Origin of the sequence: Flagellimonas amoyensis (assembly GCF_003058265.1) — a bacterium.
Lineage (GTDB): Bacteria > Bacteroidota > Bacteroidia > Flavobacteriales > Flavobacteriaceae > Flagellimonas > Flagellimonas amoyensis.
Map to the genome: position 1 here is coordinate 101,358 of NZ_QBUK01000013.1, position 24,831 is coordinate 126,188.

The 24,831-nt window shown below is 46.1% G+C and carries 29 protein-coding genes; 20 read left to right on the top strand and 9 right to left on the bottom strand.

Annotation, left to right across the window (positions count from 1 at the left end; translation table 11 throughout):
- Window positions 1-21: 21 nt before the first annotated feature.
- From DB398_RS16665 to DB398_RS16675, 4 genes are all read right to left on the bottom strand, one after another.
- Entirely contained in the window at window positions 22-924 is a 903-nt protein-coding gene (locus tag DB398_RS16665) for a DMT family transporter (protein WP_108425590.1), read from the bottom strand.
- Between the two features lie 68 nt (window positions 925-992).
- Window positions 993-2,087 (bottom strand): redox-regulated ATPase YchF, encoded by a 1,095-nt coding sequence (ychF, locus tag DB398_RS16670; protein ID WP_108425591.1) that lies wholly within the window; start codon window positions 2,085-2,087, stop codon window positions 993-995.
- Between the two features lie 55 nt (window positions 2,088-2,142).
- Window positions 2,143-2,271 carry a hypothetical protein gene (locus DB398_RS18640; RefSeq protein ID WP_256621109.1) on the bottom strand — a complete coding sequence of 43 codons (129 nt, stop codon included), beginning with the start codon at window positions 2,269-2,271 and terminating at the stop codon, window positions 2,143-2,145.
- 50 nt (window positions 2,272-2,321) lie between these two features.
- On the bottom strand, window positions 2,322-2,675 hold the full coding sequence (locus tag DB398_RS16675; protein ID WP_108425592.1) for a 4Fe-4S dicluster domain-containing protein: 354 nt from the start codon (window positions 2,673-2,675) through the stop codon (window positions 2,322-2,324).
- 97 nt (window positions 2,676-2,772) lie between these two features.
- On the opposite strand from DB398_RS16675, the gene DB398_RS16680 reads away from it, so the two are divergent.
- The 9 genes from DB398_RS16680 to DB398_RS16720 all read left to right on the top strand — a co-directional run bounded on the left by DB398_RS16680 (window position 2,773) and on the right by DB398_RS16720 (window position 10,768).
- Window positions 2,773-3,798 (top strand): acyl-CoA reductase, encoded by a 1,026-nt coding sequence (locus DB398_RS16680; protein WP_234416360.1) that lies wholly within the window; start codon window positions 2,773-2,775, stop codon window positions 3,796-3,798.
- Window positions 3,799-3,868: 70 nt separating this feature from the next.
- Window positions 3,869-4,933 carry a 3-phosphoserine/phosphohydroxythreonine transaminase gene (serC, locus tag DB398_RS16685; RefSeq protein WP_108425594.1) on the top strand — a complete coding sequence of 355 codons (1,065 nt, stop codon included), beginning with the start codon at window positions 3,869-3,871 and terminating at the stop codon, window positions 4,931-4,933.
- A gap of 37 nt (window positions 4,934-4,970) precedes the next feature.
- A complete protein-coding gene (locus tag DB398_RS16690) occupies window positions 4,971-5,306 on the top strand; it encodes a four helix bundle protein (protein WP_108425595.1) in 336 nt (111 codons plus the stop codon).
- A 25-nt stretch (window positions 5,307-5,331) separates the two neighbouring features.
- A complete protein-coding gene (locus DB398_RS16695) occupies window positions 5,332-6,285 on the top strand; it encodes a D-2-hydroxyacid dehydrogenase (RefSeq protein ID WP_108425596.1) in 954 nt (317 codons plus the stop codon).
- Window positions 6,286-6,362: 77 nt separating this feature from the next.
- A complete protein-coding gene (locus DB398_RS16700) occupies window positions 6,363-7,004 on the top strand; it encodes a DUF937 domain-containing protein (RefSeq protein WP_108425597.1) in 642 nt (213 codons plus the stop codon).
- A gap of 68 nt (window positions 7,005-7,072) precedes the next feature.
- Entirely contained in the window at window positions 7,073-7,531 is a 459-nt protein-coding gene (locus tag DB398_RS16705) for a DUF6146 family protein (protein ID WP_108425598.1), read from the top strand.
- Window positions 7,532-7,563: 32 nt separating this feature from the next.
- A complete protein-coding gene (locus DB398_RS16710) occupies window positions 7,564-8,079 on the top strand; it encodes a DUF6787 family protein (protein ID WP_108425599.1) in 516 nt (171 codons plus the stop codon).
- A 53-nt stretch (window positions 8,080-8,132) separates the two neighbouring features.
- A complete protein-coding gene (locus DB398_RS16715) occupies window positions 8,133-8,468 on the top strand; it encodes a hypothetical protein (protein ID WP_159076482.1) in 336 nt (111 codons plus the stop codon).
- A gap of 44 nt (window positions 8,469-8,512) precedes the next feature.
- Window positions 8,513-10,768: a TonB-dependent receptor gene (locus DB398_RS16720; RefSeq protein WP_234416361.1), complete on the top strand. Its 2,256-nt coding sequence runs from the start codon at window positions 8,513-8,515 to the stop codon at window positions 10,766-10,768.
- A gap of 29 nt (window positions 10,769-10,797) precedes the next feature.
- On the opposite strand, the gene DB398_RS16725 is transcribed toward DB398_RS16720, so the two are convergent.
- From DB398_RS16725 to msrA, 3 genes are read right to left on the bottom strand one after another with little or no spacing between them, the layout of a single operon-like run.
- Complete coding sequence (locus DB398_RS16725) at window positions 10,798-11,103, bottom strand: hypothetical protein (RefSeq protein WP_072882028.1); 306 nt, start codon at window positions 11,101-11,103, stop codon at window positions 10,798-10,800.
- 42 nt (window positions 11,104-11,145) lie between these two features.
- Window positions 11,146-11,745: a GTP cyclohydrolase I FolE gene (folE, locus tag DB398_RS16730; protein WP_108425602.1), complete on the bottom strand. Its 600-nt coding sequence runs from the start codon at window positions 11,743-11,745 to the stop codon at window positions 11,146-11,148.
- Window positions 11,745-12,296 carry a peptide-methionine (S)-S-oxide reductase MsrA gene (gene msrA, locus DB398_RS16735; protein WP_108425603.1) on the bottom strand — a complete coding sequence of 184 codons (552 nt, stop codon included), beginning with the start codon at window positions 12,294-12,296 and terminating at the stop codon, window positions 11,745-11,747. The genes folE and msrA overlap by 1 nt, the downstream gene beginning before the upstream one ends.
- A 159-nt stretch (window positions 12,297-12,455) precedes the next feature.
- Here msrA and DB398_RS16740 point away from each other — a divergent pair, with 159 nt between their 5' ends.
- Both DB398_RS16740 and DB398_RS16745 read left to right on the top strand, forming a co-directional pair.
- On the top strand, window positions 12,456-13,124 hold the full coding sequence (locus tag DB398_RS16740; protein ID WP_108425604.1) for an ABC transporter ATP-binding protein: 669 nt from the start codon (window positions 12,456-12,458) through the stop codon (window positions 13,122-13,124).
- 1 nt (window position 13,125) lies between these two features.
- Complete coding sequence (locus DB398_RS16745) at window positions 13,126-13,890, top strand: TIGR02757 family protein (protein WP_108425605.1); 765 nt, start codon at window positions 13,126-13,128, stop codon at window positions 13,888-13,890.
- A 70-nt stretch (window positions 13,891-13,960) separates the two neighbouring features.
- Here DB398_RS16745 and DB398_RS16750 read toward each other — a convergent pair whose 3' ends face one another.
- On the bottom strand, window positions 13,961-14,776 hold the full coding sequence (locus DB398_RS16750; protein WP_108425606.1) for a hypothetical protein: 816 nt from the start codon (window positions 14,774-14,776) through the stop codon (window positions 13,961-13,963).
- A gap of 76 nt (window positions 14,777-14,852) precedes the next feature.
- Entirely contained in the window at window positions 14,853-15,992 is a 1,140-nt protein-coding gene (locus tag DB398_RS16755; RefSeq protein ID WP_108425607.1) for a Gfo/Idh/MocA family protein, read from the bottom strand.
- Window positions 15,993-16,138: 146 nt separating this feature from the next.
- On the opposite strand from DB398_RS16755, the gene DB398_RS16760 reads away from it, so the two are divergent.
- From DB398_RS16760 to DB398_RS16800, 9 genes are all read left to right on the top strand, one after another.
- Window positions 16,139-17,623 (top strand): S10 family peptidase, encoded by a 1,485-nt coding sequence (locus DB398_RS16760; protein ID WP_108425608.1) that lies wholly within the window; start codon window positions 16,139-16,141, stop codon window positions 17,621-17,623.
- Between the two features lie 132 nt (window positions 17,624-17,755).
- Window positions 17,756-18,022 carry a hypothetical protein gene (locus tag DB398_RS16765; RefSeq protein WP_108425609.1) on the top strand — a complete coding sequence of 89 codons (267 nt, stop codon included), beginning with the start codon at window positions 17,756-17,758 and terminating at the stop codon, window positions 18,020-18,022.
- Between the two features lie 30 nt (window positions 18,023-18,052).
- Complete coding sequence (locus DB398_RS16770; protein WP_108425610.1) at window positions 18,053-18,751, top strand: SGNH/GDSL hydrolase family protein; 699 nt, start codon at window positions 18,053-18,055, stop codon at window positions 18,749-18,751.
- Window positions 18,748-19,140, top strand: coding sequence for a hypothetical protein (locus DB398_RS16775; RefSeq protein ID WP_108425611.1), 393 nt, complete (start codon window positions 18,748-18,750; stop codon window positions 19,138-19,140). Before DB398_RS16770 ends, DB398_RS16775 begins: the two co-directional genes overlap by 4 nt.
- A gap of 42 nt (window positions 19,141-19,182) precedes the next feature.
- A complete protein-coding gene (locus DB398_RS16780; protein WP_108425612.1) occupies window positions 19,183-20,190 on the top strand; it encodes a glycosyltransferase in 1,008 nt (335 codons plus the stop codon).
- Between the two features lie 129 nt (window positions 20,191-20,319).
- Complete coding sequence (locus DB398_RS16785; RefSeq protein ID WP_234416362.1) at window positions 20,320-22,242, top strand: BatA domain-containing protein; 1,923 nt, start codon at window positions 20,320-20,322, stop codon at window positions 22,240-22,242.
- The gene (locus DB398_RS16790; protein ID WP_108425613.1) at window positions 22,239-23,498 is read left to right on the top strand and encodes a dihydroorotase; all 1,260 of its coding nucleotides are present in this window, start codon (window positions 22,239-22,241) and stop codon (window positions 23,496-23,498) included. The genes DB398_RS16785 and DB398_RS16790 overlap by 4 nt, the downstream gene beginning before the upstream one ends.
- Entirely contained in the window at window positions 23,491-23,814 is a 324-nt protein-coding gene (locus DB398_RS16795; protein ID WP_108425614.1) for a DUF4870 domain-containing protein, read from the top strand. The genes DB398_RS16790 and DB398_RS16795 overlap by 8 nt, the downstream gene beginning before the upstream one ends.
- 12 nt (window positions 23,815-23,826) lie before the next feature.
- Window positions 23,827-24,486: an alpha/beta hydrolase gene (locus tag DB398_RS16800; RefSeq protein ID WP_108425615.1), complete on the top strand. Its 660-nt coding sequence runs from the start codon at window positions 23,827-23,829 to the stop codon at window positions 24,484-24,486.
- Window positions 24,487-24,831: the final 345 nt, after the last annotated feature.

The window sequence follows — 24,831 nt, forward strand, 5'->3', positions numbered from 1 at the left end:
ACCTTCGATTGTTAATATACATCAAGCCTTAGCCCTCTTTTTTTGCTGTATGGAGAGGTAGGTGACCCCAAAAATCACCACCATCATTCCAAGTAATTGCCAATACGTCAATCTTTCGTCCAAAAATACAAAAGCCAAGAGTATGGTGGAAACCGGACCCAAACTTCCCAATATGGAAAAATTGGAGGCCCCCAAGCGTTCAATGGATGCCGAGACCAGAAAAGAAGGGATCAAAGTGGCCAAAATGGCCATGGCAATGCCGTAAAGATATACAGGCAAGGGATATTCCCAAAGTTGCCAGTTTCCCGCAATGAGGTAATGCAGAAAGATGCATCCCGTGGAAACGATCATGGCGAAGCACGTAAACCGCAACATCCCAAATTTGGGAATCAGCCAACCACTGCCCACCAAATAGGAAGCGTAGGTGATGGCGCTCAGCAGTACCAAAAAGCCACCCCATAGCACTCCGTTCCCGCTGATGTCCAATTCACTCCAAAAGGTGATGACCACTCCTAGGTAGGTGATGATGATCGCAATGGTTTGGATTCTAGTGATTTTCTGTTTGAAAAATAGCCAAGAAAGAAATACGACAATGGTAGGATATACAAACAAAATGATCCGTTCCAATCCGGCCTTGATGTAATTCAGCCCCAAAAAATCAAAATAGCTGGCCAAGTAATAGCCCACAAACCCGAAAAGGAACAACCAAGCATAATCTTTTGGTTTGATTTGGACGGATGGTTTTTTCTTCTGGATCAGAAAAAGGATTAAAATATAAAATGGGAGCGAAAAGAGCATCCGGAACAAGAGCAGATCCAAGGTGTCCACATGGTATTCGTAGGCCAGTTTCACCATGACGGCCTTTGAGGAAAAGAGAATCACCCCAAAAATCCCATAGAGAATACCCAAGCCTTTGTTTGACATGTATCAAAGCTATGCTTGGTTCAAATTTTTTAGCGAATGGAAATGGATGGAATTACAACGGTCAGTGCTTACACATTGAACCTAAAGTGCATGATATCACCATCTTTCACAATGTATTCCTTGCCTTCTACCCGCATACGGCCAGCTTCCTTTACTTTGGATTCGCTGCCGTATTTGATATAGTCATCATACGAAATGACCTCAGCTCGGATAAAGCCTTTTTCAAAATCGGTATGGATCACCCCGGCAGCCTGGGGAGCAGTTGCCCCGACAGGAATGGTCCACGCCCTCACCTCTTTGACACCTGCAGTGAAATACGTTTCAAGATCCAATAATGTATAGGCACCGCGGATCAGTTTGGCCGAACCTGGCTCGGAAAGGCCCAAATCTTCCAAGAACATCTGGCGTTCTTCATAGGTTTCCAATTCGGTGATATCGGCTTCGGTACCTACGGCCAAGAAAATCACTTCCGCATTTTCATTGGCCACGGCTTCCCTTACTTTTTCCACATACGCATTCCCCGTAGTGGCCGAACCTTCGTCCACATTGCAGACATACATTACGGGTTTGTCGGTGATCAATTGCATGGGTCTGACGTATTCGTCACGATCTTCTTCACTGATCTCGATGGCACGGACCGAAGTTCCAGCTTCCAGTCCTTGTTTGATGGCGTTGAGTATGGCTTCTTCCTTTTGGGCTTCCTTGTTTCCGGTTTTGGCGGCTCTTTTTACTTTTTCAAGCTTTTTGTCCACACTTTCCAAATCCTTCAACTGGAGCTCCATGTCGATGGTCTCTTTGTCACGGATAGGGTTAACGGAACCATCCACGTGTACGATATTGTCATTGTCAAAACAGCGCAAAACATGTAGGATAGCATCGGTTTCGCGGATATTTCCCAAAAACTGGTTGCCCAAACCTTCACCCTTGCTGGCTCCTTTTACCAAACCGGCAATGTCCACAATTTCTACCGTTGCAGGTACCACACGCTCTGGATTGACCATAGATTCCAATTTTTCCAAACGCTGGTCGGGCACGTTCACCACGCCAATGTTGGGTTCTATGGTACAAAATGGGAAGTTGGCACTTTGTGCTTTTGCATTGGAAAGGCAATTGAACAAAGTTGATTTTCCTACGTTGGGCAATCCTACAATACCGGCTTTCATTGAATACTATCTATTTTGAGGCTGCAAATATAAGTTGAAGTTTTGGTATAGGGACTTAAAATCCTTTCAGTAAAAGATAGATGCCGATACCGAACAGGGCAATGATCCCCAGAATGGCCACCAAGGACAGGATGCACCCTGCCTGTTTCCAAATTCCGCCGTATTCTTTTTCTGTTTCTTCCATAAAAAAACCCCGAACTAAGGTTCGGGGCTAAATTACAAGTTTTTTATTGCTTATCCGTTCGGATGCATAAAACGCTGCTTACCTAGCAACACTTCTTCGCTTTCCACATGGTCATCATCTGGCACACAACAGTCCACTGGGCAGACCGCCGCACATTGGGGTTCCTCGTGGAAGCCCTTGCACTCCGTGCATTTATCGGGAACAATATAATATATTTCGTCACTGACGGGCTCTTGCACATCTTCGGCGTTCACTGCTTTTCCATTGGGCAGGACGACATCCCCTTCCAAGGAAGTTCCATCGCCGTACCTCCATTCGTCAGCTCCCTCGTATATTGCGGTATTGGGGCATTCCGGCTCGCAGGCACCGCAATTGATACATTCATCTGTTATAATTATTGCCATAATTTTCTTTTCCTTTTGGGTTGATTCTTTTCAGCATGCTTACATTTGACAAAAATAAACCCTACTAATTTAGTGTACAAATATAATGACACCGTATATGGAAACCATCCAAGCTTTTGTTAAACTCGGAAAACACCTAACGGATTTTTGTGAAAAATGTTATCACAATGATATAGCGTTGGATGCCGATTTCAACGAAGTCATGATTAGGGCCGGACATATGAACGGGTGGTTCACCAAAGATAATATCCTACATGCACTGGCGCAGTGGGGAGCCTTGTTGACTGAAGAAAACCTTACGGATTGGCTGTCCCGCTACCCTATTCAGGAAACCACTTCTCCGAAAACGGTGGGCATTGTAATGGCAGGAAACATCCCACTGGTAGGGTTCCATGATTTTCTGTGTGTACTGCTTTCTGGAAACAACGTATTGGCCAAACTGTCGTCCAACGATAAGGTGTTGTTGCCCTACCTCGCACACCATTTGATACAACAAGAACCCTCGCTGGCCACTCGAATTAAGTTTACGGAAGGCAAAATGGAAGGTTTTGATGCCGTCATAGCCACAGGGAGCAACAATACCAGCCGCTATTTTGAATATTATTTTGGGAACAAACCGAACATCATCCGAAAGAACCGTAACTCGGTCGCCATATTGACGGGAAAGGAATCTGCCGAAGAACTGACTGCTTTGGGCGAGGATATTTTCAGGTACTACGGTCTGGGATGTAGAAACGTGTCCAAGATCTATGTGCCGAAGGGATATGATTTTGAACCTTTTTTCAATGCCATTTTCTCGTATAAAGACATCATTGACCAGCATAAGTATGCCAATAATTACGATTACAACAAGGCGGTATACCTAATGAGCGATTTCAAGATCCTAGACAATGGCTTTTTGATATTGAAGGAAGATGATGGACAGGCCTCCCCTATTTCGGTACTTTTTTATGCGTATTATGATTCGGATGAAACATTGGAACAGGAGTTGACCGCACAGGAAGAACAGATCCAGTGCATTGTTTCGGGAAAAGGAGATATCGGTTTTGGCGACACCCAAAAGCCTGCCCTCCACGACTATGCCGATGGTGTGGACACCATGGATTTTCTTTTGAAACTTTAGGAAATCCTAACCACAGGATTCGTTTTCTGATCCAAGTTTTTTTTAGACCTTTACCCCTTAAACCAAGGAAATGAAAAAGCACAACTTTAGCGCAGGCCCTTGCATTTTGCCCAAAGAGGTAATGCAAAAGGCATCCGATGCCGTTCTGGAACTGGATGGCATCGGTCTTTCACTCATTGAGATCTCGCACCGCAGTAAGGAATTTGTGGACATAATGGACAAGGCCCGTTCCTTGGCATTGGAGCTAATGGGTCTTGAGGGAAAAGGGTATCAGGCCCTCTTCCTACATGGAGGCGCCAGCCTACAGTTTTTGATGACGGCCTACAATCTTTTGGACAAAAAAGCAGGCTATGTGAACACGGGTACGTGGAGCCAAAAGGCCATCAAAGAGGCACGTTTGCTGGGCGATGTGGTGGAAGTCGCTTCTTCCCAAGAACAAAATTTCAACTATATCCCAAAGGGATATTCCGTGCCTTCGGACCTAGACTATTTGCATTTGACCTCCAACAATACCATTTTTGGTACACAGATAAAGGAATTTCCCGAAACCAATGTGCCATTGGTCTGCGACATGAGTTCGGATATTTTTTCGCGTCAGCTCGATTTTTCCAAATTTGACCTGATCTATGCCGGGGCCCAAAAGAATATGGGTCCAGCAGGGGCCACTTTGGTCGTGGTGAAGGAAGATATTCTGGGCAAGGTATCCCGAAAAATACCTTCCATGTTGGATTATTCCATCCATGTGAAGCAAGAGAGCATGTTCAACACCCCTCCCGTTTTTGCAGTTTATGTGTCCATGCTGACCATGCAATGGCTCAAGGATCTCGGTGGAATTGCTGCCATTGAGGAAATCAATGAGCGCAAGGCCAACCTGATCTATTCGGAGATTGAACTCAACCCCGTATTCTCTGGATATGCGGCCAAAGAAGACCGTTCCCTGATGAACGCCACCTTCAACATTACGGACGACGCGTTGAAAGATACTTTTGATACCATGTGTAAAGACGCTGGAATCAGTGGAATCAACGGACATCGGTCTGTGGGTGGTTACAGGGCTTCCATGTACAATGCCCTTCCCATGGAAAGTGTAGGGGTCTTGGTGGATATCATGAGCGAACTGGAAAAGAAAGGATAAACATCCATTTTCAATGTTCAGTTATAAATTTTAAGGTTTGATTGAAGAAAGGAGTTTTGAGTTTTCCTTGAATATCATCAAGTTGGTCAAAGACTTGAAAAGTAACAATGAATATGTTTTCGCTGATCAATTATTGCGTTCGTCCACAAGCATTGGCGCCAATGTAGTTGAGGCTGGTGCAGGACAATCCAAAAAAGATTTCATAGCCAAGATGTCCATTGCTTCGAAGGAAGCCAGAGAAACCAGATATTGGCTAAGGTTGATTGACCGGGCAAATTTATCAAACATGGACCTGAACAGCTACTTGGATGAGATTGACCAAATCATTAAAATTCTGACCAAAATTGTAAAAACCAGTCAAGAAAACATTTAGAATTTAAATCTTATAATTTAGCACTATGAAAGTCATATTGGCTAATGACGGCTTGGCCCAATCGGGAATCGATTTACTGAAAAGCGAAGGTTTTGATATCCTCACCACAAGGGTGGCCCAAGAACAACTGGCCAACTTTATCAACAAGAATCAAATCACCGGTCTTTTGGTGCGCAGTGCCACAGAGGTCGATAAAAAAACCATAAATGCCTGCCCTGGCTTGAAGTTGATCGGCCGTGGTGGTGCGGGTATGGACAATATTGATGTGAAGCATGCCGAGTCCAAGGGAATCCATGTCATCAATACCCCCGAAGCTTCTTCAGAATCTGTGGCCGAACTGGTCTTTGGACACCTGTTCAACGGGGTCCGTTTCCTTCACGATTCCAACCGGAATATGCCCTTGGATGGGGACAGCATGTTCAAGCAGATGAAAAAAAGCTATGCAGGAGGAATTGAACTACGGGGCAAAACCTTGGGTATTATCGGTTTTGGCAAAATTGGTCAGGCCACGGCAAAGATGGCATTGGCACTGGGCATGAGGGTCATTTTCACCGATCATCATGTAACAAAGACCACAGTGGAAATCCCTTTTCATGATGGACGATCCGTAAAATTTGAACTGCAAGCGATGGATTTGGACGTCGTGCTGAAACAATCCGATTTTGTGAGCCTGCACGTGCCCGCACAGGAAAAATACCTCATTGGAAAAAAGGAGCTTGCAAAAATGAAACATGGGGCAGGAATCATCAATACCTCGAGGGGCGGCGTGCTGGACGAAGTGGCCCTGGTGGATGCCTTGGACAGTGGACACCTATCCTTTGCCGGATTGGATGTGTACGAATCCGAACCGAAGCCGGAGATCAAAATCTTGATGAATCCAAAAATATCCCTTTCCCCCCATATCGGTGCCTCTACCATTGAGGCCCAGGAGCGAATTGGGGTGGAACTGGCCCAACAGGTGATCAAATTGCTAAAATAGTAGCTTTTTACAGTCCGATTGAAACTCCAAAACCCAGTTTTTTGTACATTGTCCGCCTAACCTTAACATATTAAAAGATGTCAGGATTATTGGATTTATTGAACAGCCCCGTGGGCAGACAAATGATCAGCGGGGTTGCCAACCAAACAGGACAGTCGGAAAGCAAGACCGCCGACGTTTTGAGCATGGCCGTACCACTTTTGATGGGCGCCATGAAAAAGAACACGACAACCCCTGGCGGAGCGCAGGGATTGATGGATGCCCTTTCTTCCAAACATGACGGGAGTATCTTGAGCGACCTTGGTGGACTTTTCGGGGGCGGTGTGGACCAAAGTGTGGTGAACGATGGTGCAGGCATCCTTGGCCATGTACTCGGTTCAAAACAACCACAAGTGGAAAATGCCCTGAGCAGCAAATCCGGACTGGATGCAGGTACCATATCCCAGATTTTAAAGATTGCGGCCCCTATCCTATTGGGGTATTTGGGCCAACAGACCCGCCAACAAAAAGTGAACAGCCCCGATGGCCTCAATGGTCTCTTGGGAGGTTTGATGGGCGGAAACAAAAAGGCTGCAAAACAGCAATCCCTCATTGAGACTTTTTTGGATTCCGATGGTGATGGCAGCGTCATAGACGATTTGGCCGGAATGGTCCTGAACAGCGGAGGATCTAAAAAGGGTGGATTAGGCGGCCTACTGGGCGGTTTCTTTGGAAAGTAAGCCTTTTTTAGCGAAGATTTAATAAGGCCATTTGAGTTTTCAAATGGCTTTTTTTGTATCTTAATCTTATGAAAAAGAGAATTTTATCCCATTTTATGGCCGTGGTGGCCGGAGTATTTCTGCTGATATCCTGTACGGCCCAAAAGGAAGCACTTAACATTTCCAATGAAGAGCAGGCCATGTTCGACTCTGCCGAGGAGGAACCTGTGGAGATCAAGGATGAGGAAACGGAATATGAGATCATTATCATTGAACCCGGGTTTTACACATGGCTCCAGTCCATTGCAAGACCGGAAGGCTACTATTCCCAGAGCTTTTTGGAAAGCCGTAACGCCATTATGGTCATCAATTGGAACCAACGGGTTTTACAGCCCTCCATGTACAATCCCAATCTGTACGAAATGCAGATCAATTACGACCCCAATATCGATTATGGCTATGATGTCAACTACAAGCTCTACAACTACTTTGTCTATTTCCAACGAAAATATAACCAACGCTTAGGCCCTTTCTTTCCTAGGATATAATGTCTTATTTTTGTGACAACTATCTCTAGGCAATGGAAAAATTGAAAAAGCGTTGGGAAATCCAGAAAAACTGGCAGTTGCTTTTCCCTGTTCTTGGCGTTCTGCTGACCGTTTTCGTCGCTTTTCTCATTGCCAAGGACTCTCCCCAATGGTTTGGTGTGGAAAACACCACAACAGAATGGTTTGTCATCATTGCTCTTTGCGCCCTATTGTCCTATTGCTTGGTCCGTTTTTTCCTTTGGTGTTTCCAAAAATTGGAGCACAAGTGGAAAGTGACCTATAAATGGGAAATGATCGCCATTTTCATTGTTTTTGCCATTACCGGTTCCCTCTCCGGCAAATTGGCCGGTCCACTGGTGGAATTGTTGGGTCTGGGTCGTGAAATGACCCATCCTGTTTTGTATTGGACAGCACGGATTGTCCTTATTCTTCCCATTTATAAAATCATCTTGGTCATTGTGGGTTGGCTTTTTGGTCAGTTCCGATTCTTCTGGGAATTTGAGAAAAAAATGCTCAGACGAATGGGTCTGGGCTTTCTGCTGCCATAGTTTATGTTTTTTTTAACATGGATTGTGCCAAGTGCTTGGTTACTTTGTTGGGTATGACCTCGTTCCTCCAAAAACGCATTGGCATCTTTGTTTCCCTAGTCATGATTGTAGCCATTTTGGCCCCTTCCATGATAAAATTGGGACATGCCTTGCATGGGCACAATTCGGAGAAGAAATGCGTGTCCTACGGAACAAACCATATCCACAGTTCAGATTTAGATTGTGATTTCCACGATTTTACGCTGGCATCCAAAGTATTGTTTTCCTCCCATTTTGTGTACACCCCTGTGGAGGTTCCAAAAATTGTGTATTCCAGCACTTACCTTTCCAAAGTTTTTGAATCATGTTCAGCGAAGCACTCCGCTTCAAGAGCACCCCCAATGGTATAACCACCTATACCCTTACTGAATTTCAAAAACTATAGCATCCTCGAATGAAACAATTTTATATTTCAATGCTTTTGGCATTGACACCTCTATTTATATGTGCCCAAAACACATTGACGGGCAAGATAACGGACTCCGAAAATAATGGTCCTCTGGAGCAGGTATCCGTTTATTTTCCCCAATTGGAGAAGGGAACGGTGACCGATGCAAACGGAGAATTTACCCTGAAGGGACTTCCGCAAGGATCCTACAAATTGGTAATTGCTTATCTGGGCTATGAAACCTTTTCCACTTCTTTTCAAATCGGTTCCGGGGCAAATCAATTTGAGTATCAAATGGTGGCATCGGCCATTGAGATCGATGAAGTGGTCCTTTCCACGCCCTTTCATAAATTGGAACGTGAGAATGTGATGAAAGTGGAACAAAAATCCATTGCGGAGCTGAAAAGCAATGGTGCCATCACCCTTGCCGATGGGATCACCAATATTCCCGGGGTTTCTTCCGTTTCCACAGGTATGGGTATTGGAAAGCCCGTCATCCGGGGTTTGAGCTTTAACCGGGTGTTGGTCTATACCCAAGGGGTGCGTTTGGAAAATCAACAGTTTGGTGGTGAGCACGGTCTGGGCATCAACGATGCCGGGATATCGAGCGTGGAAGTCATCAAGGGGCCAGCCTCGCTTTTGTACGGTTCGGATGCCTTGGGAGGCGTTCTGTATCTGAATCCGGAAAGTTTTGAACTGCCAGGGAACACCTCAGGGGATGTCAACCTGAACTATTTCACCAATACCCTAGGCTATGGTGCCAATGCCGGTTTCAAGACTTCAGGGGAGAGATTCAAATTTTTGGCGCGTGGGGCCTATACTTCCAATGCCGATTATGAAACTGGAGATGGAACTGGTGTGACCAATTCAAGGTTCAATGAAACGGATTTCAAAACGGGGCTGGCCTATCAAGCCACACAATTCAAATCGGAGCTCCGCTACAACTACAATGCTTCCAATTTGGGGATTCCTGAAGAAATCGGTGTACAGGATAACGACAGGGACCCACTTTTGCCCAATCAAGAGCTCTCCACACACATCATTAGCTCCAAGAATAACTTCTTCTTTAAAAAATCGAGTTTGGAGGCCACCTTCGGATACACGTTCAATGATAGGAAGGAATTTGAGGAACATCATCATGAAGAGGAAGGAGAAGAGCACGAAGAAGAGGAACATGGAGAGGAAGGCCCCGCACTGCATATGGAACTCAGCACCTTCAATTACAACATCCAATTCAATCCACATTGGGGCAAAATGACCACCATTTTTGGAATTCAGGGCATGCACCAAAAGAATGAAAACTTTGGGGAAGAAGTATTGATTCCGAATGCCATTACCAACGACTTTGGAATTTTGGCCACCTCTCACATCCATTTTGACCGAAGTGACCTGCAATTGGGGATACGATATGACCTCCGTTCCATCAATGGGGAAGAAAGTGGCTTGGTCGGTGAAGAAACCTACATTGGTGCACTCGACAGGAATTTCAACAGTTTCAATGCATCGGCTGGGATTCGTATGGATCTTACGCCAAATATCATAGGCCGATTCAATCTTGCAACTGGGTTCAGGGCCCCTAACCTATCAGAATTGACGTCCAACGGCTTGCACAGTGGTGCCAACCGTGTGGAGATTGGCAATCCTGACCTAAAAAGTGAGCAAAATTTTCAGGTGGATATAGCGCTGGAATACAACAACAAACATTTTGAGGCCTATGTCAATGCCTTTTACAATGGCGTGAACGATTATATCTACTTGCAACCTACGGGAGAGTTTAGGGAGGAAGATCCGATCTATGACTTTCAGCAACAGAATGCAACCTTATATGGAGGGGAATTTGGGTTCCATTTGCATCCACATCCTTTGGATTGGCTCCATTTGGAGAGCAGTTACGATATTGTTTATGGGCAATTGGAGGACAAATCCAACCTTCCCTTGATTCCTGCCAACCGATGGACCAATACCTTCCGGGTGGAATGGAAAAAAAGGGCCTCGCAGTACCGATGCTATGCATTCGTGACCCTTCAGACCCATTTTGACCAGAACAAGGTGGCCGATTTTGAAACACCAACATCCCGATACAACCTATTCAATATGGGCATTGGTGGGGACGTGAGGATTTTTGATCAAAAAATTGGGTATAAAATCAGTGCAAACAACCTTTTTGATAAAAACTACATCTCCCATTTGTCCCGTTTGAAGACGGACGGCATTGCCAACATGGGCAGGAACATTGCTTTTAACCTAAGCATTCCGCTGTAAACAAATCCAAAACGGGAATTATAGTGAAATTAAAGGTCGATCTTTTTAGGTTGGCCTTTTTTCTTTGAAGCCAAGAGATAAGTGTAGATCCATGTCAACGTGAAGGTGGGAATCACATCCAGACCGGGGATAAGTTCCTCGGCAAAGGTGATCAAACCAGCAGCCTGTCCTACCCTGCCCTTGTACAACCGTGTCATGAGCCATCCGGCCACGGGAGCCCAAATCACATCGGAAAACTCCCCAATGCCCGGTATTGCGTAGGATATCATCCCAATACCATCAAACAACAACCCTAGAAGAAGGTTGCGGTACTTGTTGTCTTTTTCTTCTGCCATAAAGGAAAAATAGGAATTCCCCATGAATTGTAAAAATCCAAATTAGGACAAATCGGCACTGATCAACTTCAAGAACTCGTTGCGCGTCTCTATTTTCTCGAACTGGCCCCTAAATCCAGAGGTTGTCGTAACAGAGTTTTGTTTTTGCACCCCACGCATCATCATGCACATGTGCGAGGCTTCTATCACCACGGCAACACCTTTGGGTTTTAATGTAGTGTTGATGCATTCCAAGATATCATGCGTCAATCGTTCCTGGACCTGGAGCCTACGGGCAAACACATCCACCACACGGGGAATCTTGCTCAGTCCCACAATATGTCCGTTGGGAATGTAGGCCACATGGGCCTTTCCGAAGAAGGGAAGCATGTGGTGTTCACAAAGGGAATAGACCTCAATGTCCTTTATGATGACCATGTCATCATACTTTTCCGCGAACATGGCCCCTTTCAGGATCTCTGTGGCATCCTGTTTATAGCCTTGGGTAAGGAACAGCATGGCCTTGGCGGCACGTTCTGGCGTTTTCAGCAAACCTTCACGGGTAACGTCCTCCCCAAGATCGTCCATGATCTTGGCAAAGTGGTCCTTTACCTCATTGGTGACTTCCATGTTGTATTCTTCAAGGTTTCTGTATGGTGCCATTAGGTGCTTTTTTGTGCTAGTAGGGCATTCAGTTTTTTGATCTTTGGATCGATGATGAACTGGCAATACGGCTGCTGCCTGTGATCGTTATAATAGTTATGATGCTCCTCCTCGGCCAGATAAAATGGCTTTTCCTCGGATACGGCGGTCACGATCGGTGATGCAAAGATGCCTACTTTTTCCAAAAGGGCAATGAATTCTTCCGCAAGTTGCTTTTGTTCCGCGGTGGTGTAGAAAATCTCGCTGCGGTATTGGGTGCCCACATCGTTCCCCTGCCGATTCAGCGTGGTAGGGTCGTGCGTGGCAAAAAAGACCTCCAAAAGTGTAGCAAAAGAGACTTGGGAAGGATCAAAAGTGATCTTTATCGCTTCGGCATGGCCTGTCCTGCCCGTACAGATTTCCCGGTAGGCCGGATTTTTGATATTTCCGCCTGTGTAGCCGGGGATTATTGCTGTTACACCGTTGAGTCGTTGAAACACAGCTTCGGTACACCAAAAACAACCGCCAGCAAAAATGGCGGTCTCGACGGAATCCTCTTTTTGTTCATTCATTATTAACCAAAGTTAAACAAAATAGTCAATTAAAGATCTATTTTGGAAATTAATTGTTTTCTCCTTAGTCGTTGTACTGGCGAAAAACTTTATTTATGAAAACGTAATCTTTGTCCAATCAGCAGTAATCCTTACTTTCACCCAGCGAAGCAGTTTTTCATGATCAAGGCTACAAATATCCAGAAAAGTTACGGCGATCTCAAGGTATTGAAGGGGGTCGATATTGAAATCCAAAAAGGGGAAGTGGTTTCCATTGTGGGGGCTTCCGGTGCAGGAAAAACCACTCTATTGCAGATTTTGGGTACTTTGGACTCCCCTACCAACAAAGGGGAAAGCTCCTTGTTAATCAACAATACCGATGTGAACCGATTGAACGATAAAAACCTGGCCCAATTCCGCAATGAGCATATCGGGTTTATTTTTCAGTTCCACCAACTGTTACCGGAGTTCACTGCGTTGGAAAATGTCTGCATTCCTGCCTTTATCAAAAAAACAGCGAGACCAGAGGCCGAAAAGCGGGCCAAAGAGCTATTGGACTTTTTGGGGTTGAAAAATCGCTATGACCATAAGCCCAATGCACTCTCCGGGGGGGAACAGCAACGTGTTGCCGTCGCACGGTCTTTGATGAACAGTCCTTCCGTGGTATTTGCGGATGAACCCAGTGGAAATTTGGACTCTGAAAGTGCGGACAACCTGCACAAACTGTTTTTTCAGCTTCGGGATGAATTTGGGCAGACCTTTGTTCTGGTGACCCATAACCTTGAATTGGCAGATATGGCCGACCGTAAGCTCACCATGGTGGATGGTCTGATCGTTTCCAAAGACTGATATGACCAAAGCGGAGCTAAAGGATTTTTTGGATGCCAAGGTGCAGGAATACAACCATCCCAAATTTTTGGAGGACGACCCCTTGCAGATTCCGCATCGATTTATCCAAAAAGAGGATATCGAAATCAGTGCTTTTTTAACGGCTACCATTGCGTGGGGCAACCGCAAGAGCATCATCAACAATGCTTCCAGATTGATGGAACTGTTGGACAATGCGCCCTATGATTTTGTATGCCATCATACCGAAGAGGATCTGGACAAACTGGCTCCTTTTGTACATCGGACGTTTAATGGATCCGATCTTGGTTACTTTGTAACCAGTCTAAAAAATATCTACACAAACCATGGCGGTCTGGAGGGTGTCTTTACCCAACACCAAACAGTTGATTCCATGCAGGGTTCCATTTCCCGTTTCAAGGAGCTGTTTTTTGAACTGGAACATGAGCAGCGAACTACAAAACATATCTCCGACCCCACTAAAGGTTCTGCCGCCAAGCGTATCAATATGTTCCTGCGCTGGATGGTGCGTGACAATAGCACCGGAGTGGATTTTGGGTTTTGGAAAGGAATCGATCCCGCTAAACTCTCCTGCCCTTTGGATGTGCATTCCGGCAATGTGGCGCGAAAGTTAAAATTGCTCAAACGCAAACAGAATGATGCCAAGGCCCTTCAGGAATTGGACAACAGTTTGCGAAAACTCGATGCGTCCGATCCCGTAAAATATGATTTTGCCTTGTTCGGCTTAGGGGTTTTCGAGAAGTTTTAAGGCATACTTTTAAAAAAGAAAAGACCCACCGACATCCATCAGCAGGTCTTTTTTCATCTATTGGATCTTTTTATTTGGTAAATGGATACGCTGTCCCTAAAATGGTGATGGTGGAATTGGTGTAGTCTACCTTGATATCTTTGATATCTGCGATGTCCATATCCAGAATACCGGACTCGATATTTCGGGGATACAGTACAAAATGTAAGGGATCCTCAACGGTCAAAGTGTAATCCAACCCAGCTGAGCTGGTCCCGTTTTGCGATCCATCCAACAAATATTCATCGTCCCAGATATACAAGGGCGTATCGTTCCCCGCTATCCATGTCCTTGTGGAATTTTCTTGGTATTCGATCACGGCCCCGGCCTGTGTGGTGATCTTGCCATCTTCGATGACCACACTATACTCTAGGTTCCCGTCTCCATTTTCTCCCAAATTTTTCACCACGTGGGTCCCTTCCACTTTGTACTCGTTGTGGTAGTAGTCGGTAAAAGTGGCTGTGTGCTCACTATCGGGTTGTCCGTACCAATTTGTGGAAACAATGGTCACGATGCCCTTGCGGGTGACCCCGTCCTTACCCAAAACACCAGTTCCAAAATCCACAGTGATGGTTTTTGGAAACGTGGAAAGATCTGCAGGGGATATGGTAATGTCTAGATTTTCGGAAGTGGTTTCAATGGATTTCGCCTGCGAACCAGTTGTTTCGTCTTCAGCGGTCAACAGGACATCGCCATTGTTGTTCCCAACATCTTGAAATATTTTGCTAACCGTTACATACTCCACCAAAGCATCGATGGCAGATTCTGAAGAGGTGTCGTTTTTTACGTCTTCCTTGTCACAGCCAAAGAAGAGAAGAGCCAATGTAGGTATCATCAGTTTTTTCATAATGGATAAGATTTGTTAATACAAATAACGTTAAATTCCTCATTATCCACATGTTCCGCCCACGGATTTTTTTTATCTATCCTCCAAACCCATAACCAGAGGCAAAATCCAAAGGAATTTTTTGGCCTCCGTTCGCTATGGATGTGTAGATGGCCTCCACGATCATCATGTCCCGTTTGCCCATTTCCCCGGGAGCTTTATTGGGCTCGCCGAACAATACATGCTTGGCAAAATCGTCCATTTGCAATTTTTGCTGGCTTTCGTGGGGAAACTTGAGCTCATCCCCTTTGGAAGTACGTCCGCTCAAAGGGCCATAATTGTTGGCAGGCTGAAGCTGGAACCAACCCGATGTCCCGGATACATACATGCTGTTGGCATTGAAATTATGCGAGGTGGAAATGTTGCCTACGGCCCCACTTGGGAATTCAAATTGGGCCATGATGGTCTCATCCGTATCCTTGAAATACTCCGGGCGGGTGCTGAATTCCTGTGCCGATACGGAAATGGGATTTTCTCCCGTGCCATAAATGGCACTTTGCACCGCGTAGACGCCCATGTTCATGAGGGCTCCGCCCCCTGAAAGCGATTTGTCCAACCGCCATTGGTCCGGATTTCCTGTGGAACGGTAGGCCGCTTCCGCAGAAACAAATTGAATGTCACCAAAGGTTTTTTCTTTCACAAATTCCTTTACTTGCTGCGTATAGGGTTCGGAATGCAAACGGTACCCCATCCCCAGTTTCACCCCGGCATCTGTACAGGCCTTGATGATGGCGTCGCACTCCGCCACACTGATGCCCATGGGTTTTTCGCAGATAACGTGCTTTCCTGCCTTGGCAGCCCTGATACAGAATTCCGCATGCATGCTGTTCGGTAGCACCACATAGACCACATCAATGGCCTTGTTATTGGCGATATCATCAAAATTTTGGTAGTTGTAAATGTTTTTTGAAGGAATACCATACTTGTCGGCCCAAGCCTTCTCCTTTTCGGGTGTTCCGGTTACAATTCCGGCCAAATAACAGTGTTGTGTATCCTGCAAAGCAGGGGCCAATTGATAGGTGCTGTAACCGCCCAGCCCCACCAAGGCGATCCCCAATTTCTTTTTATCCTGATAGGTGCCCATGGCACAGGCAAATGGGGCTGCGGAAAGCAGGGCTGCACCGCCCATTCCTTTCGCGATGACCGTGTTGAAATTCCTACGGGTGATGGTCTTCATGTGTTGCGGTTTTAGGTGATGGTCTTAAAGGTAAACATTAGCTCCTAATTCTGCACTATCGGTTTCTTTTACGAATCTTTTAACAAATCGGGAAGTTTCAAAATATGTATTTTTAGCAACGTGTAATGATTCAACCTAAATTAAAAATGAAAAAACTTTATCTCTTTGGCATATGCCTTTATGCCGCAGTTTCTTTTGGCCAAGAACGAAAATTGCCCGTGGACACCACAGTGACCACACAACATGCGGTGACCATCAACGGGACCCGCATCAATTATACCGCAACAACGGGAACACAACCTGTTTGGGACGAATTGGGAAAACCGATTGCAGCACTGCACTACACCTACTACACCAAAAATGATGTGAAGGACCGTGCTGAACGTCCTTTGTTGATCTCCTTCAACGGAGGACCAGGTTCAGGTTCGGTGTGGATGCACCTGGCCTACACTGGCCCCCGTATTCTCAAGATTGATGATGAAGGATATCCTGTGCAACCTTATGGTGCCAAGGAAAATCCCTATTCCGTGCTGGACGTGACCGATATTGTGTATGTGAACCCGGCCAACACCGGGTATTCCCGTACCATTCCCGAAACAGGGAAAGAAGTAGATCGCGAAAAGTTTTTTGGCATCAATGCCGATACCAAATATTTGGCGGAATGGCTGAACACCTTCGTAACGCGGAACAATCGCTGGAGATCCCCAAAATATATTGTGGGGGAAAGTTATGGTGGTACCCGGGTGATGGGACTATCTTTGGCGTTACAGAACCAGCAATGGATGTACTTGAACGGGGTGATCATGGTGTCGCCTGCGGATTATAAGGTTTTCCGTGACAACGATCCTGTTTCCAGTGCGCTGAACCTCCCCTATTTTACGGCTGCTGCATGGCACCACAAGGCATTGCCTTCCGCATTGCAAAGCAAGGACCTTTTGGAAATCTTGCCCGAGGCAGAAGCTTTTACCATCAATGAACTGTTGCCCGCCATTGCCAAGGGAGGTTTTATTCCCGAGGCAGAACGCACAGCCATTGCAAAGAAAATGGCCTACTACTCCGGTTTGAACGAAAAAGATATTTTGGACCACAACTTGGATGTACCCACGCAATTCTTCTGGAAAAATCTATTGAAGGATGAGGGAGGCTATACCATCGGAAGATTGGACAGTCGCTATCTTGGGTTTGACAAACAGCTTTTCGGTACACGACCAGATTATGCCCCCGAGCTGACTTCTTGGTTGCACAGCTTCACTCCGGCCATCAACTACTATTTGCAGGAAGAGTTGGGTTTCAAAACGGACATCAAATACAATATGTTCGGTCCTGTGCACCCTTGGAACAATGATGACGACAATGTGAGGGACAACCTTCGTCAGGCCATGGCACAGAACCCTTACCTGAACGTATTGGTGCAATCCGGTTATTATGATGGAGCATGTACCTATTTTGCGGCAAAATATACCATGTCCCAAGTGGACCCCAGCGGACGTATGAAGGACAGGTTCGAGTTCAAGGGATACCGTTCCGGGCACATGATGTACCTTAGGAAAGAGGACCTCAAAACCGCCAATGATGATATCCGTGCCTTCATCCTACGCACACAGGCCAATGGCAAGAGTGCGAAGTATTGATGCTTAAACCACACTAAAATCCAATAGACGGTGATGTGAAATTTTCATGTCACCGTTTTTTTATATCTTTAACATATTGATGTTCTTGCTTCTATATCAAAAAAGCAAGTGTCATTACCAAAAGATACCGCCATGGGAGGAGAAGGAAGCATGATGCATGCTGTCAACAGTCTAAAAGAAAATAGAAAACTTCTTAAAAAAAGAAAGTTCAAATCCGTGGATGATGTTTTTGGAAAAGAGAACACCACTTTACTCCGTTTTAAGAAATCCTCCCCCCAAGATATCCTTAGGGTCCAAAAAGACATGCAACTTCAAAAACAGCGAAACCTAAAAATCCAGGTGGTTTCATTTTTGATTACAGTGTTGATTATTTTGGGCATCTACCTCTTACTATCCTAAATAGTTTTTTATTTTTAACAAAAAACAAAGATGTTGAGAACACAAACCTTGATTTGGACCATGGCCGCGTTGTTAGGATTCTTGAACCCGATGAAAAGCACGGCCCAAGATTGGCCCAATCTGGAAAAGTACAGCGAAGCCAATGCCACGCTGTCCGCACCAGCAGCTGATGAGAAAAGGGTAGTCTTTATGGGCAATTCCATCACCGAGGGCTGGTTGGGCGCCAACCCTGATTTTTTCACAGAGAACCCATACATCAACCGAGGCATCGGTGGACAGACCACCCCCCAAATGGTGTTGCGTTTTCGGCAGGATGTCATCGCCTTGAACCCAAAAGTTGTGGTCATATTGGCCGGGACAAATGATATTGCTGGAAATACAGGCCCCATGACCTTGGTACAGATCAGGGACAACATCCTTTCCATGGTTCAACTGGCCAAGGCCAATGGCATATCGCCCATCGTTTGTTCAGTACTCCCTGCTTACGACTATCCATGGCGACCCGGAAAAGAGCCTAATGTCAAAATCCCTGAACTGAACGGCATGCTCAAGGAGATGGCTGCCCAAGAAGAGGTCATGTATCTGGATTATTTTTCGGCCATGTCCGATGACCGTAATGGGCTTCCCAAAGAATTGACCACGGATGAAGTACACCTGACCAAGGCCGGATATGCCGAAATGGAAAAATTGGTACAGGAAGCCATCCAAACGATCCTTTCGAAAAAATGAACGATCTGGAATTCTTAACTGCATTTGAGTCGGGAAGCTTTCCTCCGAGTTTGTTCGACCATGAGGCTCATTTGCGATTGGCTTGGGTCAACTTGACACAGTATGGGGAAGAAAAGGCCATTGAAAAGGTGTGTCGAAGCATCAAGAATTTTGATGCACTGCACGGGGATGGCAGCAAGTTCCACACAACCCTGACCGTGGCCTCCATCAAGACAGTGAACCATTTCATGCAAAAGTCCAAGTCCCACAATTTTGCGGATTTCATCCAGGAATTCCCGAGATTGAAGAATTCTTTCAAGGAATTGCTGGGCCAACATTATGGTTTTGAACTACTTTTTGACCCTAGGGCAAAAGAAGCGTATCTAGCTCCAGACTTGCTTCCTTTTTGATGGTTCCATTGACGGGCGATTGTTTTTCAGTTACTTTGTAAAATGCAGCAAAACAAGGTCAGCATCATCATTCCTTTCAAGGACACGGCCCATTTTTTGCCCACTTGTTTGGATTCCATTCTGGCCCAGACCTATAAAAATTGGGAAGTCTTGGCCGTGAACGATCATTCCAGCGATTTGAGTTTTGGCCTGCTTTCCTCTTATGCCGAAAAGGATGAAAAAATAAAGGTGTTCCAAAACGAGGGAAACGGAATCATCCCGGCCTTGCGAACGGGATATGCCAAAAGTAGCGGCGGATTTGTGACCCGAATGGATTCTGACGACATCATGAAGCCCAATAGGCTGGAGGTCATGGTGGAATCTTTGTTGAAAACAGGAGAAGGGCACATTGCCGTGGGCCAAGTACGCTATTTTTCGGACAGGGGAATCAGCAATGGCTACGACCGTTACGAGAAATGGCTGAACCAATTGACGGCGACTGGGAAGAATTACAGTGAAATCTACAAGGAATGTGTCATCCCCTCCCCTTGCTGGATGGTACACCGAACTGATTTTGAAATCTGTGGTGCTTTCAACCCTAATCGTTATCCAGAGGATTATGACCTCACCTTCCGGTTTTATGGACAAGGCCTGAAAGTCATCCCCTGTACACATGAACTGCACCTGTGGCGGGATTATGATACCCGAACCTCACGGACACACGAACATTACGCACAGAATTATTTTTTGGACATCAAGCTGCATTACTTCTTACAGTTGGACCATGACAAGAATCGACCCTTGGTCGTTTGGGGAGCTGGTTTCAAAGGGAAATCCATTGCGAAGGGGCTTCAAAAAAAAGGGTTGGATTTTACATGGCTGTGCGATAATCCCAAAAAGATAGAAAAACGAATCAATGGCAAGGAATTGGTGCATTTCTCGGCCCTGAAGGATTTAGATCGCCCACAGAGCATCATCACCGTGGCCAACGAAACTGCCCAGCAAGAGATCAGGGCCTATTTTCAAAGCTTGGGGCTACAACCCATGACGGATTATTTCTTTTTTTGTTGAGCGAACAGTTATTGGGTTGTTCAGTTATTTGGTTATTGGACTTGAACTTGTCTCTTGAACTTGAGTTTGCCCCCAGAAGTTTCACCCCGAACTATTTTAATCCCTATATTTGTCCAATCAAAGTTGGGAATGCAGTTTAAACATCCGGAAATTCTTTGGGCTCTTTTTCTTCTGGTCATTCCCGTCGTCATCCACCTTTTTCAGTTACGCCGATTCACCAAGACGCCGTTCACCAATGTGGCCATGCTCCAAAAAGTGGTTTCGGAATCCCGAAAAAGCAATTCGTTGAAGAAATGGTTGCTATTGTTCACTCGTCTATTGCTACTGGCCGCCATCATCATTGCTTTTGCACAACCATTTACCGCACTGGTGACTGCACTGAAAGAAAAGGAAACCGTGGTCTATCTGGACGACTCCTTCAGCATGCAGGCCAAGGACAATGGGATCACCCTTTTGGAAAAAGCGGTCCAGGACCTGATCAAAAATCTGGATGCGGAAACCCATTTCAGTCTTTTTACCAACGAAAGGACTTTTACTGACATTCGCATCAAGGACATCCAAAATAGATTGTTGTCGCTCCCCTATTCCTCCAAACAACTTCGCTTGGATGAAATCGGTTTGAAGGCCAACACCCTTTTTTCCACCTCCAATGCCACTACAAAAAATCTGATCGTCATTTCCGATTTTCAGCAAAGACTGCTTTCCGATAATGCCCCCATGGATTCCACCCAAAACACCTATTTGGTGTCCTTGAGACCTGAGGAAATCCAAAATGTGTCCATCGATTCCATTTTTTTGGAAGATGGGACAACGGACCAAGAATCGTTGGGCGTACAACTATCCGGAGGGTCGGAGGATGGCACCCTGCCCATATCGCTCTATAATGGCCAGGACCTGATCGCCAAAACGGCAGCGAAGTTTTCGGCCAACGGAACGGCCAAAGTGGTCTTCTCCATTCCATCGAACCAAGAAATCAATGGCAGATTGTCCATTCTGGACAATGGTCTGGGGTATGACAACACCTTCCATTTCAACATCAATGCCAAGGAGAAAATCAAAGTGGTTGCGGTAACGGCTTCGGACAGTGATTATTTGGAGCGTCTGTATACCGATGATGAATTTGAATTGAAGAAATTCACCTTGAACCAATTGGATTATAGCGCCCTGGATGTACAAAATGTAGTGGTGCTGGACAACCTGAAGGCCATTCCCAACAATCTGCAAAGTGTGCTCCGCACCTTTAGGGAGAATGGCGGCACATTGATCATTGCCCCTTCCTTGGAAACTGATTTTCCGTCCTATAATGCACTGCTGACAAATTGGGACACTACGCGCCTCACGGACACGGTGACCACGGCCTCCCAAGTGACCACCATAGCTTATGGCCATCCGCTGTACAAGAACGTATTTGAAAGCGAGGTTGCCAATTTCCAATACCCTACCGTGAAGGAACACTTCAAAATACAATCAAGGCTGCCCAAGATCCTGTCGCTCGAGGGAGGGGATGGCTTTTTGTTGGGCAACGATGGACTTTTCGTATTCTCGGCTTCCTTGGAGCAGGAGAACACCAATTTTAAAAACTCCCCATTGATTGTCCCCACGTTCTACAACATGGCCCATTCAAGTCTGCAGGCACCCGGTTTGTACCATACATTGGGAAGCGGCAGTTCCATCGACATTACCGCAAATCTGGGGACCGATGATATTCTGAAAGTTTCCAAGGAAGGGTATGAATTCATTCCCCTGCAACAGGCGTTTCCCAATCGGGTCAGGCTCACTTTTGACCAAAACCCGACCGAAGACGGCATTTATGCCATCCAACAAAATGGGCGTCCCTTAAAAAATATCAGCTTCAATTATCCACGGGAAGAGAGCCAACTCCAATACCTGGATGTTGACAATCTGCCACATACGACCACCCAAGACTCCATAGCGTCCCTTTTTGACCGATTGGAAGCGGACAGCAATATCACCGCTTATTGGAAATGGTTTGTTATTTTAGCGTTGCTTCTGGCGCTGATAGAGGTTATCATTCAAAAATTCGTTACATGAACATTCTGCTGAAGTCTGCAAAAATTGTTTGTCCGGAGAACAAGGAACTTCACTTGAAAAAGCGGGACATCCTCGTCAAAAATGGGAAGATCGAAAAGGTGGCCGCTTCCATCGAAGCACCGGCCAACACAAAATTGGTCAACCTCAAGAACCTCCACGTTTCGGTGGGATGGTTTGACAGTGGTGTGAGCTTTGGTGAGCCCGGTTTTGAGGAACGTGAGACCATTGCCAACGGACTTCGGGTAGCAGCGAGCAGCGGTTTTACCGATATTTTGCTCTATCCCAGCAGCCATCCCGTGCCGGACACCAGTTCCGATGTGGTCTTCTTGAAGGAACGCGGATTGGGAAAACCCACTAACCTGCACCCGATGGGAGCGCTGACCAAAAACTCGGAAGGTGTGGATCTGGCCGAACTTTTTGATATGAAAAATGCCGGTGCGGTCGCCTTTTCCGATTTCAAGAAACAGGTCTCCAATCCCAATCTGCTCAAAATAGCTTTGCTATACGCCCAAAATTTTGATGGATTGGTCTTTTCCTTTCCCCAAGATGGTAGCATCAAGGGAACAGGGGTCGCCCATGAGGGTGAAGTGTCCACGACCCTAGGGTTGAAAGGCATTCCCGCCCTTGCTGAAGAACTTCAGGTTGCCCGTGACCTTTTTATACTGGAATACACAGGGGGTAAACTCCATATCCCGACCATCTCATCGGCCGGATCGGTAAAGTTGATCGCCAATGCCAAAAAGAAGGGATTGGACGTCACCTGTAGTGTGGCCATCCACAACCTTTTCTTTTCGGATGAGGAACTGAAAGGTTTCGATACCCACTTCAAAGTGTCCCCTCCCCTTCGCAGCAAAGCGGACAGTAAGGCCCTCATCAAAGGCTTGAAGGACGGCACCATCGATTTGGTGACCTCGGACCACGTGCCCATCGACATTGAACACAAGCGTGTGGAATTTGACAATGCCTTGGACGGCTCCCTAGGACTGGAATCTGCCTTTGGCAGCCTCAACCAACTGCTCGGCACAGAGGAAACCATTGCATTGTTGACCAAAGGTCGCAACCGGTTCGGAATTGAAGACGCATCGTTCACCGAAGGGGCCAGGGCCAACATCACCCTGTTCAACCCGGACGAGACCTATACGTTCGGACCAAAACATATCCTGTCCACCTCCAAAAACAGCATGTTCTTGGGCGCGGAACTGAAAGGGAAAGTATACGGAACCATCAATAACGACCAAATCATCATCCATGAGTGAGATAGAGACCGGAAAAACAACGGCCATTGTGGCCTACATCACCATTGTGGGCTGTCTCATCGCCATCACCATGAATTTGGAGCCCAAGAATACCTTTGCCCGTTTCCATATCCGCCAGGCCTTTGGCATCCATTTGCTGTTCCATGCCTTGGCGATCCTGTTCACCTATTCCGGTCTGGTCTATGTGTCGTTCATCGCCTACATTGTCTATATCGTCTTTTGGGTGTTGGGCTTTGTACAGGCGCTCAACGGAAAAACAAAACCCTTGCCCGTGGTCGGTCCGTATTTTCAAAAATGGTTCACCTTCATTTCATAAAAAAACAGAACAATGTCCCCCACCCCACTATCCTTGGAGCACTTGATACGTCCATCCCAACTGACAACCGGAAAAATCCCGGCCATTTTCCTCTTCCACGGATATGGCAGCAATGAGGAAGATTTGTTTTCCTTTGCGCCGGAACTCCCTGAGGAACTAATGGTGATCTCGGTACGGGCACCGTATGACCTGGAACCTTTCGGACATGCCTGGTATGCCATAAACTTTGATGCCGAACAAGGCAAATGGAGTGATGACGCACAAGCACGGGAGTCCCGGGACAAAATTGTGAAGTTCATTGACGAGGCCATCGAGGCCTATGGTCTGGATGCGGAAAACATTACCCTTTTGGGCTTCAGCCAAGGGACCATCCTGAGCTATGCCGTGGCCCTTTCCTACCCTGAAAAGGTCAAAAATGTGATTGCCCTGAGCGGCTATATCAACGAAAAAATCCTGATGGACGGTTATGCCGAAAAGGATTTGGCCCATTTGGACTTCTATGCCTCCCACGGACAGGTAGATCAGGTCATTCCTTTGGAATGGGCGCAGCGAACCCCTGATTTTCTAGAACATCTGGGCATTGCCTTCACCTATGAAGAATTTCCCATCGGCCACGGGGTCTCCCAACAAAATTTCTTTTCCTTCCGAAAATGGCTCGTGGAGCGACTTTGATGTGAGAAGTCCGAATAGAACATAGACGATAGAGAATAGACTTAGCATTTTGGTTATTCTGTTATTTGGTTATTCGGTTACTGGGTTATTCGTGATGCTTGTCATTCTGAAAAAAACGAAGTGTTTGAAGAATCCCAACCTTAAAAAGATTCTTCGCTTCGCCCAGAATGACAAAGTCTGCTACAAACGTCATACTGCGTTCTGAAACATCCATAACCTGAAACCAAAAACCCGGAACCCTTCTCCATTGACCATTTACCCTTTACCCTTCAACCCAAAACCAATAGTTCCACCTCCATTTGAACTTGAAACCTGCACTTGGGCTTTTCCCCACATTATGACTTC

Excerpts from the sequence above, each read along its gene's own strand:
- DB398_RS16790 (WP_108425613.1), top strand. The coding sequence starts at position 22,239 with ATGAACATTCTGCTGAAGTCTGCAAAAATTGTTTGTCCGGAGAACAAG.
- DB398_RS16745 (WP_108425605.1), top strand. The coding sequence starts at position 13,126 with ATGACCAAAGCGGAGCTAAAGGATTTTTTGGATGCCAAGGTGCAGGAA.
- DB398_RS16780 (WP_108425612.1), top strand. The coding sequence starts at position 19,183 with ATGCAGCAAAACAAGGTCAGCATCATCATTCCTTTCAAGGACACGGCC.
- DB398_RS16680 (WP_234416360.1), top strand. The coding sequence starts at position 2,773 with ATGGAAACCATCCAAGCTTTTGTTAAACTCGGAAAACACCTAACGGAT.
- DB398_RS16785 (WP_234416362.1), top strand. The coding sequence starts at position 20,320 with ATGCAGTTTAAACATCCGGAAATTCTTTGGGCTCTTTTTCTTCTGGTC.
- DB398_RS16675 (WP_108425592.1), bottom strand. The coding sequence starts at position 2,675 with ATGGCAATAATTATAACAGATGAATGTATCAATTGCGGTGCCTGCGAG.
- DB398_RS16775 (WP_108425611.1), top strand. The coding sequence starts at position 18,748 with ATGAACGATCTGGAATTCTTAACTGCATTTGAGTCGGGAAGCTTTCCT.
- DB398_RS16755 (WP_108425607.1), bottom strand. The coding sequence starts at position 15,992 with ATGAAGACCATCACCCGTAGGAATTTCAACACGGTCATCGCGAAAGGA.
- DB398_RS18640 (WP_256621109.1), bottom strand. The coding sequence starts at position 2,271 with ATGGAAGAAACAGAAAAAGAATACGGCGGAATTTGGAAACAGGCAGGG.
- DB398_RS16705 (WP_108425598.1), top strand. The coding sequence starts at position 7,073 with ATGAAAAAGAGAATTTTATCCCATTTTATGGCCGTGGTGGCCGGAGTA.
- DB398_RS16715 (WP_159076482.1), top strand. The coding sequence starts at position 8,133 with ATGACCTCGTTCCTCCAAAAACGCATTGGCATCTTTGTTTCCCTAGTC.
- DB398_RS16770 (WP_108425610.1), top strand. The coding sequence starts at position 18,053 with ATGTTGAGAACACAAACCTTGATTTGGACCATGGCCGCGTTGTTAGGA.
- DB398_RS16720 (WP_234416361.1), top strand. The coding sequence starts at position 8,513 with ATGAAACAATTTTATATTTCAATGCTTTTGGCATTGACACCTCTATTT.
- DB398_RS16795 (WP_108425614.1), top strand. The coding sequence starts at position 23,491 with ATGAGTGAGATAGAGACCGGAAAAACAACGGCCATTGTGGCCTACATC.
- folE (WP_108425602.1), bottom strand. The coding sequence starts at position 11,745 with ATGGCACCATACAGAAACCTTGAAGAATACAACATGGAAGTCACCAAT.
- DB398_RS16750 (WP_108425606.1), bottom strand. The coding sequence starts at position 14,776 with ATGAAAAAACTGATGATACCTACATTGGCTCTTCTCTTCTTTGGCTGT.
- DB398_RS16760 (WP_108425608.1), top strand. The coding sequence starts at position 16,139 with ATGAAAAAACTTTATCTCTTTGGCATATGCCTTTATGCCGCAGTTTCT.
- DB398_RS16725 (WP_072882028.1), bottom strand. The coding sequence starts at position 11,103 with ATGGCAGAAGAAAAAGACAACAAGTACCGCAACCTTCTTCTAGGGTTG.
- DB398_RS16740 (WP_108425604.1), top strand. The coding sequence starts at position 12,456 with ATGATCAAGGCTACAAATATCCAGAAAAGTTACGGCGATCTCAAGGTA.
- DB398_RS16710 (WP_108425599.1), top strand. The coding sequence starts at position 7,564 with ATGGAAAAATTGAAAAAGCGTTGGGAAATCCAGAAAAACTGGCAGTTG.
- DB398_RS16765 (WP_108425609.1), top strand. The coding sequence starts at position 17,756 with ATGGGAGGAGAAGGAAGCATGATGCATGCTGTCAACAGTCTAAAAGAA.
- DB398_RS16700 (WP_108425597.1), top strand. The coding sequence starts at position 6,363 with ATGTCAGGATTATTGGATTTATTGAACAGCCCCGTGGGCAGACAAATG.
- msrA (WP_108425603.1), bottom strand. The coding sequence starts at position 12,296 with ATGAATGAACAAAAAGAGGATTCCGTCGAGACCGCCATTTTTGCTGGC.
- ychF (WP_108425591.1), bottom strand. The coding sequence starts at position 2,087 with ATGAAAGCCGGTATTGTAGGATTGCCCAACGTAGGAAAATCAACTTTG.
- serC (WP_108425594.1), top strand. The coding sequence starts at position 3,869 with ATGAAAAAGCACAACTTTAGCGCAGGCCCTTGCATTTTGCCCAAAGAG.
- DB398_RS16800 (WP_108425615.1), top strand. The coding sequence starts at position 23,827 with ATGTCCCCCACCCCACTATCCTTGGAGCACTTGATACGTCCATCCCAA.
- DB398_RS16695 (WP_108425596.1), top strand. The coding sequence starts at position 5,332 with ATGAAAGTCATATTGGCTAATGACGGCTTGGCCCAATCGGGAATCGAT.
- DB398_RS16665 (WP_108425590.1), bottom strand. The coding sequence starts at position 924 with ATGTCAAACAAAGGCTTGGGTATTCTCTATGGGATTTTTGGGGTGATT.